The sequence below is a fragment of the Pelotomaculum terephthalicicum JT genome, from assembly GCF_022410535.1.
In the GTDB taxonomy this organism is placed as follows: Bacteria; Bacillota; Desulfotomaculia; order Desulfotomaculales; family Pelotomaculaceae; genus Pelotomaculum_D; species Pelotomaculum_D terephthalicicum.
In genome coordinates, this window is the sequence record NZ_JAKNBL010000007.1 from 1 (window position 1) to 14,568 (window position 14,568).

The following is a 14,568-nucleotide window of genomic DNA, read 5'->3' on the forward strand; positions in this document are numbered from 1 at the left end:
GATCCGAATTCCCAATTGGATGCGGATTTAAAAAAAATTCCTCTATGGTAAGTAGGAGGAATTCAATAACGATGGTTCAAGCAAAGCCTTGTGCCATCTGCCTCGGCGAATGCCGAGAGGCTATTTATATTAAACGGAGGTTTTTGCATGCATAAGGTACTGGGAATTAATTGTTCCGGCAGGCGTTACGGGAACTCAGACGTCCTGCTGCAGGAAGCGTTATTAAGCGCCCGGGAGTGTGGCATGGAAGTTGAATACCTGCGCCTGTCCGATTATAATATCAAACAGTGCCGCGGTTGCTTGTCCTGCGTATTTACCGGCGGATGTGCCATAAAAGATGATGATATGCCGCTTCTGTGGGACAAAATGAAAACCTCCCACGGTCTTTTGATAGCGGCGCCAACTTATGTTTTCAGTCCGGCAGGCATTGTGAAAATGGTCATCGACAGGGCTTTTATCTGTGCGAAAGACCTAGATGAGGTTTTTAAACGCAACAGGGTCGCGGCAATTATTAGTGTGGCCGGCAACAGCGAGTGGAACCCGCTGGGCGTGGAAATCCTAAATGTCTTACCCCTGGCATACGGATATCGTCCGGTTGATTATTTGGAGGCATACGCAACAGGCCCTGGAGAAGTTCTGCTTGATGATAGAAACATCAGCGGGGCAAGGCGCCTGGGCATGACTGTCGCTGCCGAACTGCAGGGAAAGAGCAAGAAAAGAAACCCGGAGCCCGGACAATGCCCTGTTTGTTACAGTAAATCATTTCATTTTTCCGGTTCTGGCGAGATGATGTGCTGCACTTGCGGCATAAATGGGAAAGTATCACTAAAAGAAGGCCAATGGACATTAATAACAAACCCGGAAGATATACAGAACCACTTTTTTTCGTACAAACACCGCCGCGAGCACCTGGACAACTGGATAATTCCATCAAAAGACAAATACCTGGCAAAAAGGGACGCCATAAAAGAACGACTACGCCAATATAAAAAAGCCAAATGGTAGCATTATATTTAGTTGGTATATCAAATTCAATATTATTTTTTAGGATCTCCTGTTTATATGGACAAAAGTTTAAATCCAATGGTATAATAAGGAAAATACCGATAAAATGAGGAGGTTTTTTATAATGGATGACAACGGCAATCATGTTATTATAGACGAGGGTGGTTCCGGCACGATTAAAGTTTCTGAAGATGTTGTTAAAATAATTGCTGGCTTGGCCGCCACAGAAGTAGAAGGTGTATCCGGAATGAGCGGAGGTCTGGCTGGAGGCATCGCTGAAAAACTGGGCCGCAAGAATATGTCTAAAGGTGTGAAAGCTGAGGTAGGCGAAAAGGAAGCTACGATTGACATCCATGTTATTGTGGAATACGGATGCCATATTCAAGAAGTCGCCAGCCAGATCCAAACAAGAGTAAGAAACGCTGTGGAAAGTATGACAGGCTTAAAGGTGTTAAGTGTTAACGTTAACGTACAAGGTGTATCTTTTGGACCAGATAATAAAGAGGAAGACGGCAAAATAAAATAAAATTGAAGAAAGGGTGACCTTTGGTCACCCTCAAATTAATATCCCACTCATTGTTGGCGGGCCCTCTCTAAGGCGATCATGGCCGCTCCGATTGCACCCGTAAGTTGTGGCTCTTCCGGGATTCTCACAGACTCGCCCAACTCCTTTTCTATCCATCGTACGACACCGATATTTTTGGCCACGCCTCCTGTCAAACAGATCTCGCGGCGAATTTCCCTCCGTCTGGCCATTGAAACGACCCGGCCGGCTAAGGCGTGGTGAACGCCTGAAATAATATCACTTTTGGGGAAACCCTGGGCCACATAAGAAACCACCTCAGATTCTGCAAATACCGTACACGTACTGCTGATGGTAATCTCCTGCCCGGCGCTAACAGAGAGCGGCCCCATTTCCTCCAAAGGAACCGACAGGGCCATAGCCAACGATTCGATGAAGCGACCCGTTCCAGCCGCACACTTATCATTCATCACAAAGTCGGCTACCCGGCCGTTGTTGTCGAGATAGATCACCTTGCTGTCCTGACCGCCGATATCAATAATCGTCCTTACCTGGGGCATCGTCCTAAAGACTCCCTTCGCGTGGCAAAAAATCTCAGTGGCCTGGAATGTCGCGAAGGGGATGTAGTTTCTTCCATACCCGGTTGAGACAATATCGCTTATGTCTTCCATCTTCTTATGTTGTTGTTCTAAAATATGTTGAAGTAAATCTTTTACCGCGCCTAAACTATTAGCTCCTGTTTTTAAAACCCCATGGGAGAGGATTTGGTCCTCTTCCATGAGTACAATCTTCGCGGCGTTGGAGCCTGCATCAACCCCTGCTACCAGCATTTCGACGCTCCTCCAGCAATTCTATAAATGCATCCAATTTCATCTTCGTGTTACCCTCTGAGTAACCACTGGGGTCTGAATGGTCCGCCTCAATTACCACACTCGGGATGCCCAGCCTCTCAAGAAGCATTTCTTTCAATTCGTAATACCCTAATGAGTATCGTTTGCAACTCCGGTTGGAATGAAAGACGACTCCATCAATATGGTAGTTCTTTATATCCCTTGCCATGATATCATAACGAAGCTGCAGGTTCATGTTTAGAAAAACATCTGAAAGGATCTTCTTGGCATAACCCCGATACGGGTCGGTCAGATCGATCCGGCCGCCCCAGACGTATCTAAGGTAGGTTTCAAAAACGAAAACGGCACCCTTGTTCTCTACGTCGGAGAGCATTTCCAGGTTGTACCAGAGTGGGATGTTTTCGTACAGGAGGCGGTACTTCTCATTGGGAATCGCTCCAATTTTCTTCCACGTCTTGTATTGGAGTTCTTCCTTCATCTTCTGGTAGAATTTTACCGGAGTTTCAGTTCCCAACATGGCTACCAGCGAGAAAACATTACCGCACATCTCCCGGGAGCCAACAGGAGTCGGAACCGCTTCTCCCCTCAGGTCGATAATATCGTGCCAGAGGCCGCCTGCCTGGTCGGAAAGAGAAAGACAATGGAAGAATTTTTCTTCATTAAATTTCGTGTGGGTAAAGTCCTCCAGTTGTGCGATAATCAGCTTCAGCTGATCTACGACGAAATCGACCTGATCTTCACTCGGCTGATTATCCACTGTGCCTTCCAGCATGGGTGCATCCAAAAGAATCATCGGACAGTGATAAACATCCCTGAGCACTTCCCACCATTTCACCTGGGTGATACAGGGAATCTTTGTCGTCAAAAGAATATCCGGAGGGGTAGGAAGACCGCCAAAGGGCATTTCCGGTTTACCTTTTCCTTCCCAGAAGACTTCGCCCAGGTTAATCTTCGCGTATGAGCAGAGGTCATGCGAAAATTCTTTTGATTCTGCCATTTGTACTAATGGCAGGGCTATCTTTGCTGACGCTACGACCGCAGCATAGTTTTCTGGGTAGGCGGGTAGGATGTCAAAGGCATACATAAGTTCTACAGGCGCATTCCCGGAGCAATAGCCAATGGGCTTTCCTGCCTTCTTTGCTGCATGGATGGTTTCCCAATAATTTCTAAGGATGGTTGAGGCTTCATAAGATGTCTTTAAAGCCCTGCCCTTTTTAGGACTGCTCTGATTTCCCATTAGACTATTGACCTCCTTGGACAACATTGATGAAAGTTTGGATCCGGGTACGCAACTGCTCTTGACCGCTTACTCCCAGCTCCGATTCGATCCCGAGGGTGGGAATATTCATATCCATTATCTGCTTCCGAAGAAGAGGATAGTCGAAAAGGTGCGGATCGCAATATTTTTCCATGACGAAAATCACTCCATGGACATCTCCTTGACGAATGGAGTCAAAAATGAAATCGTGCCGTTCATCGTTTGGCGATTTACAGGGACAAGGAAGTTTCTCAATATAGCGGTTGGTAATCGCCTTCATGGGGTCTCCTGTTTCTTCTACATTGTCCCAATAATAACGTGTCCCTGTACAGAGGTCATCTGAGATCACAACCCCCCCGAACTCTTCAACGATTTCCAAAATTCTCAGATCGGTAAGCACGCTTCCCGATACGTGAAACCTAACCTTCGGTTTACTTTTTACTTCTTTTCGTTCGGCAATCTTCTTGTTCGCTTCTGCGATCATGCTCTTCAATAGTTCGGAGCTGAGCTCTTTCGGCCAGGTCAAACTCGCCAGAACTGCTTCATATGCCTCAACGCTTGAGATGATTCCTTCTTCTTTTCTTCTTAGGTTGTATAATTCTTTTAGGAGAGTGCGGTTCTCATTATAGACGCGAATGGAATTGGAGAGTTCTTCTTCTAATATAAGCTTCCCAAAGTATTCCTCCACTTGTCTCTTAAACAGACCAAAATCATTACGCATACGATCTTGACTTAAGCCTTGCCTGATCAATATCGGCAGGTCGAGCAGGCGCAGGAACCCCTTGTCCATGTTCTTCTTCCATATTTCGAAGAGAAGTCTCATCCCGTCACAAGTATTAGGGATCACCATGCCATCCATGTAATCTAGTTCTCCCTTTAAACCCATGTCGAGGCCTGCTCTAATCAGTTTGCATACGAAACTCTGAATGTGTGCATCGGCATGTGTGATATTGTCCGTTGTACCCAGCAACCGGATGGAGAGTATCCCTGCTGCATGGAGGATTTCCTCTGGCACATAGTTGCAGTAGTGGCCAACGACTTTTCCTCCGTTACTTTTCCATTCTAATGCCAACTTTTCTTGCTTGGCCTTGAACTCTCGGAAATCAAATCCTTTTCCCATATTTAACATCCCTATATTCCCTTCTTCTTTTCTTGTAGTTGGTGGAAGCGATATTGACAATATTACCTCCCCCACGAGCAATCATCTCTCTACCTGCCGCCTGGGCCATGAAAAAGGTGCCCTTCAGATTGATGTCCATCACCCTGTACCGATCCTGCTCCGTCACTTTCTCGGCAGGTTTCCCCAGTGTTAGGCCTGCGTTGTTGATTAAGATATCTATCCCTTGAAATTTTTTCTTTCACCCGGTTCATCAGTTTCGTTATCTGGAAGACACTGGTAACATCTACTTTGAAGGCTTGAGCTTGGCCTCCCGCTTCCCGCACCAGCCGGGGCTACATCCTCCGCCCGCTTTTCGTCCATATCCACCACCACGATGGCTGCTCCTGCCCGGGCCAGGGTGAGACTGATTTCTTGCCCGAACCCACCTCCGCCGCCGGTAACAATAGACAATTTTTCGCTCAGTTGCATATTACGCACCTCCAGACTCATTCTGTACACAACCAGTTATCAGTTCACGCAGTTTATGTTTCTGTACCTTGCCACTGGCCGTCATCGGAAAACTATTGACCACTATCACACGATCAGGGATCTTATAGCGTGCCACCTTTTTTTCCATAAAAGCTACCAATTCCTCCCTGGTAACATCCTCGCAGCCGGCCTTCAGAATGATAAACGCACAACTACGCTCCGTCAATTCCGGATCTGGGTAGCCCACTACGCTTACTTGGGCGATTTTTTCGTGGGTATAGAGCAGGGACTCAATCTCGTCGGGGTAAATATTGAATCCGCCGCGCACGATCAATTCCTTGAGGCGACCGATGACAGTGATATAACCTCGTTCATCCATCACTCCCAAATCACCCACATGTACCCATCCCCAGTCGTCAAAAGCATCTTTCGTCCTTTCCGGGTCCAAGTAATAGCCACGGGCCGTGGCGGAGTGGCGCATGTAAATTTCACCAACCTGCCCGACATCGACTATCTTTCCGTTGGCACCGACTATTTTTACTTCTGTTCCGCCGTAAGTGGGATAGCCTGAAGTTCCGCATATGGTTTCTATATCGTCATCCAAATAGTGCTGGGTAGCGTGGCCCGTTTCGGACGTTCCGTAAGTCTGGACAACAGAGCATCCGAACTTTTCTTTAATATCAATCATCATGTCGGCGGGTACGGCAGCCCCGCCCAGGTAGGCGTTTCGCACTGAGGAAACGTTGAATTCACCAAAGCGAGGGTTTTTGAGCATCCTGATAAACTGGGTGGGCACACCTACGGGGGACGTAACCTTGTACTTTTCTATCAATTCCAAGGCATTGACTTCATTGAAGCTATCCGTCAGCACCAGAGTACCTTTGCTGATGAGCGGGCAAGGCTCCCCATATTGCAAGCCGAATGCGGAAGACAGGGGCAGCATGTTCAGCCATATATCGTCTTCCGTCACCTTGCGCCGCGCATTGCTGGCGTAGGCCAGCCGGCAAATGTTGTTATGGGTGTGCAGGATGCCCTTGGGCGTGCCGGTTGTACCCGAGGTATAAACTATAGCCGCCACGTCGTCGGCCTCCACCTGCTGTTGGTTTACATAATTCTCTACCGCTTCCTGCGCGTTGGGATTGTCTTCAATAATCTGCCTATAGGGAATCATGCCTGGCAAAGCTTCCCCTTTCAAGACTATTACATATTTAAGGTCGGGCAGTTCTTCGCGCAGGCTGTGAATATATTCGGCAAAAGAAAAGCCGCCAAATGCCGAGACAACAAAGACCGCTTTGGCCCCGCTATGTTTAAGGGTGTTCTTGATTTCAAGCTCCCGAAAATTGATGTGCAACAGTACCTTGACGGCGCCGATCTTCATGATCGCCTGGCTGGCATATATATACTCCGGATAGTTGGGCATCAGAATGCCTACTCTGTCGCTGTAACCAACACCCAGGCGAAGAAGCGAGGCAGCTATGGTGTCAACTTGCGAAGCCAGTTCAGAGTAAGTTATTTGCTTGTCTTCAAAAATGATGGCGGCCTTCCCGCCTACTTCCTTTACCGCCCTGCTCAAGTACTCTCCAGTAGTTATTCCCGCCGGTATAACTCCGTCGGTTGACTGGCTATAACTTTTCACGTTCTATGCCCTCTTTTCATGTAAATTGGTCTTATAAATTAACTTAACTCGGTACCTTATTAAACCACTTTTTCCACTTTTAATCTCTTTCTCTCTTCTTCGTCAATGTCTATTGACGCCAGTATCTCCTCGGTATGCTGGCCAAGAGCAGGCGGTGGATTATTTCCGCCGGCGTCGCTGGAGAAAGAAAATTTCATGGGCATGGCCACTTGAATAACCTCCCCCACCCCGGGCACCTGCATCATGTAAGTCAAATTTTGGGCCGCCAGATCTGGGTCGGCGAGAGCCTCGGCGATGGACTTGACCGGGGAAAAGCACATGTCGCGCCCTTCAGCCCATGCCACCCACTCCTGCTGGGTCTTGCCGGCGAATATCTTCTCCAGGCGGGCAAAAGCATCCGGGTCCTGTGACCGCTTGACAAACTGACTTGATATCAGATCGGTCAGAGCCAGCGCCTCGCATAAATTAACCCAGAATTTCTCTTCGATAGCCCCCAAGGCAATAAACCGGTCATCCGCGGTGCGGTAAATATTATAGCAAAGGCTTTCGCCTGAATGGTCCAGGTCTTTAGCCTCCAGTGGCCTGCCCAGGGCGTGGGACCTGCCTACCAGCAAGGTCATCCAGGAGAATAAGCTAGCGAATATCGAGATATCGACATACTGCCCCTGGCCCGTCCGCGTCCGGTTCAGCAGCGCCATGGCGATGGCGAGGGCTGTATACATCGTTCCGGCCATGTCCCCCAAAAACAGGGCTGGTATTTTATTGCCGCACTTGATAGACATGTCCAGGTAACCGCTTTCGGCCAGGAAATTGAGATCATGGCCCGCCTTTTCCCGGTAAGGGCCGTCCTGACCATAGCCCGTCAAGGCACAATACACCAGGCGCGGGTTTATCTCTTTAAGCCTATCGTAGCCAAGACCCAGGCGGTCCATGACGCCGGGCCGGTAGTTTTCAACAACCACGTCCGCCGTGCGCGCCAGGTCCATAAATATTTTTTTGCCTTCTTCCTTTTTCAAATTCAAGGTCATGCTCTTCTTATTCCGGTTTAGCGCCAGGTAATAGTAACTCTGACCGTTAATGAAAGGGGGGTCCAAGCGGCAGAAATCACCCCGTTCCACCTCTTCGATCTTGATCACTTCTGCACCCTGGTCAGCCCAGATCTGGGTGCAGAAACCACCTGGCAGATACCTGGTTAAATCCAGAATACGAATCTTGGAAGAAGTATTTTGTCTGTCTCCACGCATACCTTTTACTCCGATCATTTTATTCTTACGATAATAGTCGTTTGGCGATCACCAACCGCTGGATTTGATTGGTACCCTCAAAAATCTGGGTGGCCTTGGCATCCCGCATCATCCGTTCAACAGGGTAGTCCCTCATATACCCGTTGCCACCCATCAGTTGGACGGCGTTGGTGGTAACGTACATGGCCACATCCGAAGCATAATACTTGGCCATCGAAGAATACATGCTCACGTCCTCCAGACCCTGGTCAACCATCTTAGCCCCGCTGTAGACCAGAAGGCGGGCGGCGTTCACCCTGGTGGACATATCCGCCAGCATAAACCTGAGCCCCTGAAATTCTGCAATCGACCTGCCAAACTGGCTCCGCTCTTTAACATAGTTTAAGACGAATTCCAGCGCCCCTTCGGCAATTCCCAAAGCCAGCGCGCCAACAATGACCCGCATTTTATCCATTGTCCTCATGACTACCTCAAAGCCGCCGCTGCCTTCGCCCAGGATATTTCCCTTGGGGATGAGGGCATCCTCGAAAATAAGGTCAGTGGTGTTGGACCCGCGAAAACCCATTTTATCTTCTTTTTTACCGATCGAAAAGCCGGGTGTGTCCTTTTCCACCAGAAAAGTACCGATCCCCCCCTTGCGGTTCGGCGAGGTCCGGATGAAAACGATATACAGATCAGCCAGACCCCCGTTGGTAACAAAGCACTTGGTGCCGTTAACCCGGTAATAATCCCCTTCCAGCTTGGTCGACGTCTTTATACCGGATACGTCCGATCCGGCTCCCGGTTCACTGATGGAAATACCAAATATCTTTGGCCGGCCGCTATGGGCCAGAAATTTTTGTTTCTGCTCCTCGCTGGTCGACCGTAAAAAGGCCACCGACCCAGTGATATGGCCGGTCAGTGTAACCGAGGTCGAAGCGCAAACTTTGGCCAGCTCTTCAATCACCAGGCACAAGGATACCGTATCTGCGTTAATGCCGCCGTATTCCTCCGGGAGCATCATACTCAGGTAGCCGCACTGGTCAAAAAGCTCCAGTATTTCTGTACGGAATTCCTGTTCCCGGTCCATTTCCGCCGCCAGAGGTGCAATCTTCTCCCTGGCGATTTCCCTAGTCGTCTTTTGAAACATAGACTGCTCCGGTGTCAAATTCAACATTTAAAACTCCTCCTCCCACGTCTTTAATATTTTCCAGTTAGACAATCAGTTTGTGCACAATACGGTGCGGTTTATTCAAAAAAGTTGAAGTAGGAAATAGAGCCTCCATCCATGGTCAGCGCCGCGCCATTAAAGTAGTCCGCCCGATCGGATGCAAGAAATATGCACGTGTCAGCTACTTCCCTGGGGAATCCCAGCCGCCGCTGCGGGATTTTCCGGATTGCCTGCTGGAATTCCTGGCTGTCCACCAAGTGCTGGTTGAGCGCGGTGCGCACCAGGCCGGGGCAGACACAGTTGACGTTGATGCCGTGCGGCCCCAATTCCCAGGCCAAGCCGCGGGTCAGGTTAACCACCCCGGCCTTGGAGGCCCCGTAAGAAGGGTAGGTATAACCACTCAGGCCGGCAATGGAGGCTATATTAATGATTTTCCCTTTTTTTTGAACGATCATATGCGGCGCCACGTATTTTGAGCAAAGAAAGGTCCCGGTTAAATCCACCCGCAGGACCTTTTCCCAATCTTCCAGGGTGTGGTCCAAAAGCGACTTGCGCACAATAATACCCGCATTATTTACCAGGATGTCAATGTGGTCGTACTCGTCCATCACCTTATCCACCATGCCCTTCACTGATGCCTCGCTCTCCACATCGGTAACGATGCAGACAGACTGGTTGCCCTCACGGGTGATCAGGTCCACCGTTTCCCGGCCGTTTTCCTCCCGGCGGGACGCCACCACCACCATGGCCTTTTCCCCCGCCATGGCTATGGCTATTTCCCGGCCCAAGCCCGCCCCCGCCCCCGTGATTACCGCCACTTTACCTTCCAGTAACGTCATTTTAAGAACCTCCCTATAAACCTTCTTAATTTCACGGCATTACCCGGCGTTAACCAAAGTCCACCCTTGTTTTAGCCCTTTTCCAACATCTTCTGTTTGATCACATCGACCAGCAGGGTGGTGCTGGAATCCGCGCCTCCATCTACCAACAGGTTTTCCGCTGTTATATAGCCTGCTTCATCGGAAGCTAAGAAAAGAATCGCATTGGCAACTTCTTCAGTGGTTCCAAATCTGTTTAAAGGTATCGAAGCTTCTCTCGCGACACGCTTCACAGGGTCCTCATACGCGCGATCAAGAACATAGGTGGCAATGGGGCCGGGACATACGGCATTAACTCTGATATTATAGGCGGCCCACTCTATAGCCATCAGCCTGGTCAGCATACTGACCCCGGCTTTACTGATACTGTAAGCCGACAAACCGAACGATGGGCTTATTCCGCCTGTGGATGATATATTAACTATGGATCCTCTTCTTTGCTTGATCATCTGTTTCCCTACCGCCTGACTGCTCAGAAATATACCCTTGAGATTAATACTTAATACTTTATCCCAATCTTCTTCCTTGCAATCAATTATTGGCGAGGCAATAAGAATCCCGGCGCAATTAACCAAAATATCTATTGAGCCATAGGCTCCAATAACCTCTTCGACCATCTTGTTCACTTGATCGCTCTTTGTCACGTCAACTATAAAACTACGCCCCTCACCTCCATTTTCCCTGATTTTATTAACAATATCGTTTGATTCTGTCTCTAAAACATCAACGATATTTACGACAGCCCCTTCCCTGGCTAAGCCCAGCGTTACCGCCTCGCCTATACCCCTTGCCCCGCCTGTAACAACAGCGACTTTTCCTTTAAAGCGCATATGTGAACACCTCCAATTTAATATTCAGTAATTTTTATTGCCTGAATGATCATCCGTAAATTAATTACTTCCGCTGTTTGGTTTGGCCTTAGCGGCCAAACCAAACAAGCACAGATTTTACATTATGCAACACATCATGACGGCCCCAAGTCAATATCTTTTGTTTCCGGCCCCATCGCGGCGCCTATCACAGTTAAAACGCCGCCTAATACCTGAAGCACTATCTGAGTATACTCATAAGGTACTATGCCTTTAAGAGCCAGCATATAGAACGAGTAAAACGAAGGAATTATAACTCCGAAACTGTATCCCATGCCGAACCCCGAAGACCTTATTGAGGTTTTAAACCTTTCATTGATATATGGCATTGAAAATGAGAATGACCCGCCGAACGTCACGGCAATCAATATTGATATACATACGAACAATGCAAAGGAACCCATTGTCGTACCGTATTTCACAACAAGGTAGTATATATACGGTAAGATGGTACAAGAAAGTACTCCAGTAATGATGAACAGCTTTCTCCGGCCGATTATTTGACTTAACGCGCCGCCGATTATATATGCAAAAAAGTCAACAACATAAACACCCATCATTACATTCGTCACCAGAAAAGCCGGCATTTTTAAAATATTTATGAGAATACCCGGAATAGCAAACAGTATGGAATTTGCAAGGAAAAACAGGCCGTTCATCAATATAAACACCTGCAGGAAATTACGCAAACTTTCGCCACTAAGAACTTCAACAAGCGGTATTTTAACCTTTTCCGTCTTTTCCCACGACTTTGATTCCTCAACATTTTTATAATAAAACCAAAGGTACCCTAGAGATATGAAAAAACCTGCAACAAACGGGATTCTCCAGCCATACTGAATGTATGGCGAGTCAAGCCCTCCGGCCGGCATATATTTAAGCATAAACGAGGTAATTATGGAAACAAGTATATATGCAACGGGAAAGCCGGATTGAATAATTCCACCGTAAAGCCCTCTCTTGCTTTTGGGCGCGTACTCCATTGCCAGGGGCACTGCTGTCGAGTATTGTCCCCCCAAAAAAATCCCATCTATAAATCTAAACGCCAAAAGCAAGCCACCTGCCGCCAACCCCAGTGTCTGATATCCGGGAAGCACACCTATAAGTAATGTCATTACCGCAAAACCAGCTACAGAAATTAGCGATGATTTTTTCCTCCCTATCTTATCTCCGAAATGGCCGAATATAACCGCACCAAGGGGTCTCCCCAGCAAAGTTACCGCCAAGGTTATATAAAATAAAGTATTCGTTGTGGTTACGGGCAAATCCTTAGGCAGAAAATACACCATTGCCGGAGCCAGGCAGATGACAGGCAAATAGATATCAAACATGTCAATAAAAAAGCCCAAAAAAGCTCCCTTTATGGCTGCTTTTGCTTCCGGCGGCGTTTTTTTACTTACCGGTTTTACATTTGTTGATGTGGCTATGTCGCTATTCATTTATTGACCTCCTTAATATTTTCAAAAAGTTAAGAACATTGAGAATATATTGTCTATTCAGCCAGCTAAAGACCTCTCAAATATCAGGTAAATCGATAATCAAAACATCCCTCCTTTAGTTCAAGATTAGCTACTACCTCTTTCCACATGTAGTTTAAACAAACCCCCTTCATAAATGCCCCTTAATCATGGATTATTTGCAATGTTTATGCCAAAGCTATTTCCCACTTGGTTTTGTAGAAACTTTTTATCCTTATGCAGATCAAAGGTATTGAGATTGCAGAGCTTTTTTTATTAACTGTTGACTAAACAATTAAAAAAATTTAGAATAATTATAATAAACTTTTAATTGATCAGGAAAATTATTTTGTTTTCGAAAAATATTTTTGATAAAACCGAATCAGGAATATTAACCAAATAAGTTGCAGATAAGCAATTAATTGATGGCTGATGGCCCATATTAATTGGATACATATATGCTGTCCGCATCGTAAGTTCTTGAGCGGATATCGTGCCAAGAACATACACTGGATGATTATGGGACACATAAATCTTAAGTGCGAGGTGAATAGCATAATGCTGGCAAAAAACCTAACCGTACCAACTGCACTGTTTCTTAATCGCAACAGTACAATACATGAAGCTATACAAATTTTCCGAAAAACTAAACTCGGCGGAATTCCTATTGTTGATTCAAGCAACCATCTTATCGGGATATTCACACGGTCCAATTTATTTGACTGCTTACTAAAAGGAGTAAGTACAAAAGACACGTTAGTAGACCATTTTATAACAGACGTATTGTATTTTAAGGAAAATGAAAGATTTAATAATCTTTCTGAACTTAACCAATGGTTACTCAAAGCAAGAATAGGTCAAACTCCTGTCGTCGATCTTGATGGTAAACCTATCGGTTTCATAACCAGCGATTATATCATTCGCTTTTTAGTGGACCATATCAAAAGTTTTTGTCAAATAAAAAATACCCAACAAAAATCTTTTCATCAAATCAAGCAGGAAGAACTTTATGAAATAAATGGTACAAGATATACTATTGATTCAATTATCGGCAAAAGTAAGGTAATGGAAGAACTCAAAAGGAAGGCTCTACAGGCAGCAAAAATTTCTGCAACTGTTCTTATTTCGGGGGAGTGCGGGACAGGTAAAGAATTGTTTGCACAAGCTATTCATAATGCTAGTGATAGATGTATCAAACCATTCATTAATATTAATTGTGCGGCTATACCGGCAGAACTAGCCGAATCAGAGTTATTTGGTTATGAAGGCGGAGCCTTTACAGGCGCAAGCAAGCATGGTAAGCCGGGTAAGTTTGAACTGGCAGATAAAAGCACTATTTTTTTAGATGAAATTGGAGATATGCCCATGCAGCTTCAAAGTAAGCTGTTGCGAATTATTCAAGAAAAAGAGGTTATGCGTGTGGGAGGCTTGCGTGCTAAAAAAATTGATGTTCGAATTATTGCTGCTACAAATCAAGACCTCCAAAAACTTTATTACGATGGTAAATTCAGAAAAGACTTATATTACAGATTAAAAGTTGTTTCGTTAAATATCCCTCCGTTGCGTAATCATCTTGAGGATATCCCAACTTTAGTTAATTATTTTGTACAGACATATGGAGAAGCAAACAATAAACAAATCAAAGAAATTTCTAAAGATGCAACTAACTTTTTACAAAGTTCTAATTGGCCCGGCAATATTAGAGAATTGGCAAATGTAATAGAGAGGGCTGTATTATTCTGCAAAGATAATATTATTAGGCTGGAAGATTTGGAGAATAGTATCGTTGAAAGCGGGTTAAATATCTGTTCATTAAACAATCTTGAAAAGGAAACTATCTTACAAGTTTTGAAAAATACACACGGAAATAAATCTAAAACTGCAAAATTATTAGGCATAAGTCGGTCGACATTATATAGAAAGTTGGAAGGTAATAACATATACTGATTGTAGCGTTTGCGAATAAACTCAAAATTTTTGCGGATAGACTGCGAAATTTTCCATGAAAAGCCCGTTTACACTGGAATCGCCAAGCACGACGGCTTGAAAGTATACTTTAAGGGATGCCCCTTATGGGGGAATCCCTTTGTTTCAAGTTATATCTAAGAC

14 protein-coding genes are annotated in these 14,568 nt (G+C 46.1%); 3 read left to right on the top strand and 11 right to left on the bottom strand.

Annotation, left to right across the window (positions count from 1 at the left end; genetic code table 11):
• Positions 1-147: 147 nt before the first annotated feature.
• Positions 148-1,005, top strand: a complete 858-nt coding sequence (locus tag L9W92_RS06590) for a flavodoxin family protein (RefSeq protein ID WP_240082955.1) — start codon at positions 148-150, stop codon at positions 1,003-1,005.
• 124 nt (positions 1,006-1,129) lie between these two features.
• Positions 1,130-1,531, top strand: coding sequence for an Asp23/Gls24 family envelope stress response protein (locus L9W92_RS06595; RefSeq protein WP_240082956.1), 402 nt, complete (start codon positions 1,130-1,132; stop codon positions 1,529-1,531).
• A 47-nt stretch (positions 1,532-1,578) separates the two neighbouring features.
• Here the strand turns inward: L9W92_RS06595 and L9W92_RS06600 are convergent, their stop codons facing one another.
• The 11 genes from L9W92_RS06600 to L9W92_RS06645 form a co-directional block, all read right to left on the bottom strand.
• Positions 1,579-2,358 carry an acyl-CoA dehydratase activase gene (locus tag L9W92_RS06600; RefSeq protein WP_240082957.1) on the bottom strand — a complete coding sequence of 260 codons (780 nt, stop codon included), beginning with the start codon at positions 2,356-2,358 and terminating at the stop codon, positions 1,579-1,581.
• Positions 2,339-3,643 (bottom strand): 2-hydroxyacyl-CoA dehydratase subunit D, encoded by a 1,305-nt coding sequence (locus L9W92_RS06605; RefSeq protein ID WP_312038071.1) that lies wholly within the window; start codon positions 3,641-3,643, stop codon positions 2,339-2,341. The genes L9W92_RS06600 and L9W92_RS06605 overlap by 20 nt, the downstream gene beginning before the upstream one ends.
• Positions 3,621-4,757 carry a 2-hydroxyacyl-CoA dehydratase subunit D gene (locus L9W92_RS06610; RefSeq protein WP_240082958.1) on the bottom strand — a complete coding sequence of 379 codons (1,137 nt, stop codon included), beginning with the start codon at positions 4,755-4,757 and terminating at the stop codon, positions 3,621-3,623. Before L9W92_RS06610 ends, L9W92_RS06605 begins: the two co-directional genes overlap by 23 nt.
• Positions 4,741-4,977: an SDR family NAD(P)-dependent oxidoreductase gene (locus L9W92_RS18835; RefSeq protein WP_312038073.1), complete on the bottom strand. Its 237-nt coding sequence runs from the start codon at positions 4,975-4,977 to the stop codon at positions 4,741-4,743. Before L9W92_RS18835 ends, L9W92_RS06610 begins: the two co-directional genes overlap by 17 nt.
• On the bottom strand, positions 4,974-5,225 hold the full coding sequence (locus tag L9W92_RS18840) for an SDR family NAD(P)-dependent oxidoreductase (protein WP_282442309.1): 252 nt from the start codon (positions 5,223-5,225) through the stop codon (positions 4,974-4,976). Before L9W92_RS18840 ends, L9W92_RS18835 begins: the two co-directional genes overlap by 4 nt.
• Position 5,226: 1 nt before the next feature.
• Positions 5,227-6,861 carry a class I adenylate-forming enzyme family protein gene (locus tag L9W92_RS06620; RefSeq protein WP_240082959.1) on the bottom strand — a complete coding sequence of 545 codons (1,635 nt, stop codon included), beginning with the start codon at positions 6,859-6,861 and terminating at the stop codon, positions 5,227-5,229.
• A 59-nt stretch (positions 6,862-6,920) separates the two neighbouring features.
• Positions 6,921-8,105: a CaiB/BaiF CoA transferase family protein gene (locus tag L9W92_RS06625; protein ID WP_240082960.1), complete on the bottom strand. Its 1,185-nt coding sequence runs from the start codon at positions 8,103-8,105 to the stop codon at positions 6,921-6,923.
• A gap of 25 nt (positions 8,106-8,130) precedes the next feature.
• The gene (locus L9W92_RS06630) at positions 8,131-9,261 is read right to left on the bottom strand and encodes an acyl-CoA dehydrogenase family protein (RefSeq protein ID WP_240082961.1); all 1,131 of its coding nucleotides are present in this window, start codon (positions 9,259-9,261) and stop codon (positions 8,131-8,133) included.
• A gap of 71 nt (positions 9,262-9,332) precedes the next feature.
• The gene (locus tag L9W92_RS06635) at positions 9,333-10,094 is read right to left on the bottom strand and encodes an SDR family NAD(P)-dependent oxidoreductase (RefSeq protein WP_240082962.1); all 762 of its coding nucleotides are present in this window, start codon (positions 10,092-10,094) and stop codon (positions 9,333-9,335) included.
• 71 nt (positions 10,095-10,165) lie between these two features.
• On the bottom strand, positions 10,166-10,963 hold the full coding sequence (locus tag L9W92_RS06640; protein ID WP_240082963.1) for an SDR family NAD(P)-dependent oxidoreductase: 798 nt from the start codon (positions 10,961-10,963) through the stop codon (positions 10,166-10,168).
• Between the two features lie 134 nt (positions 10,964-11,097).
• A complete protein-coding gene (locus tag L9W92_RS06645; protein ID WP_240082964.1) occupies positions 11,098-12,441 on the bottom strand; it encodes an MFS transporter in 1,344 nt (447 codons plus the stop codon).
• A gap of 576 nt (positions 12,442-13,017) precedes the next feature.
• On the opposite strand from L9W92_RS06645, the gene L9W92_RS06650 reads away from it, so the two are divergent.
• Complete coding sequence (locus L9W92_RS06650; protein ID WP_240082965.1) at positions 13,018-14,406, top strand: sigma-54-dependent Fis family transcriptional regulator; 1,389 nt, start codon at positions 13,018-13,020, stop codon at positions 14,404-14,406.
• Positions 14,407-14,568 lie beyond the last annotated feature (162 nt).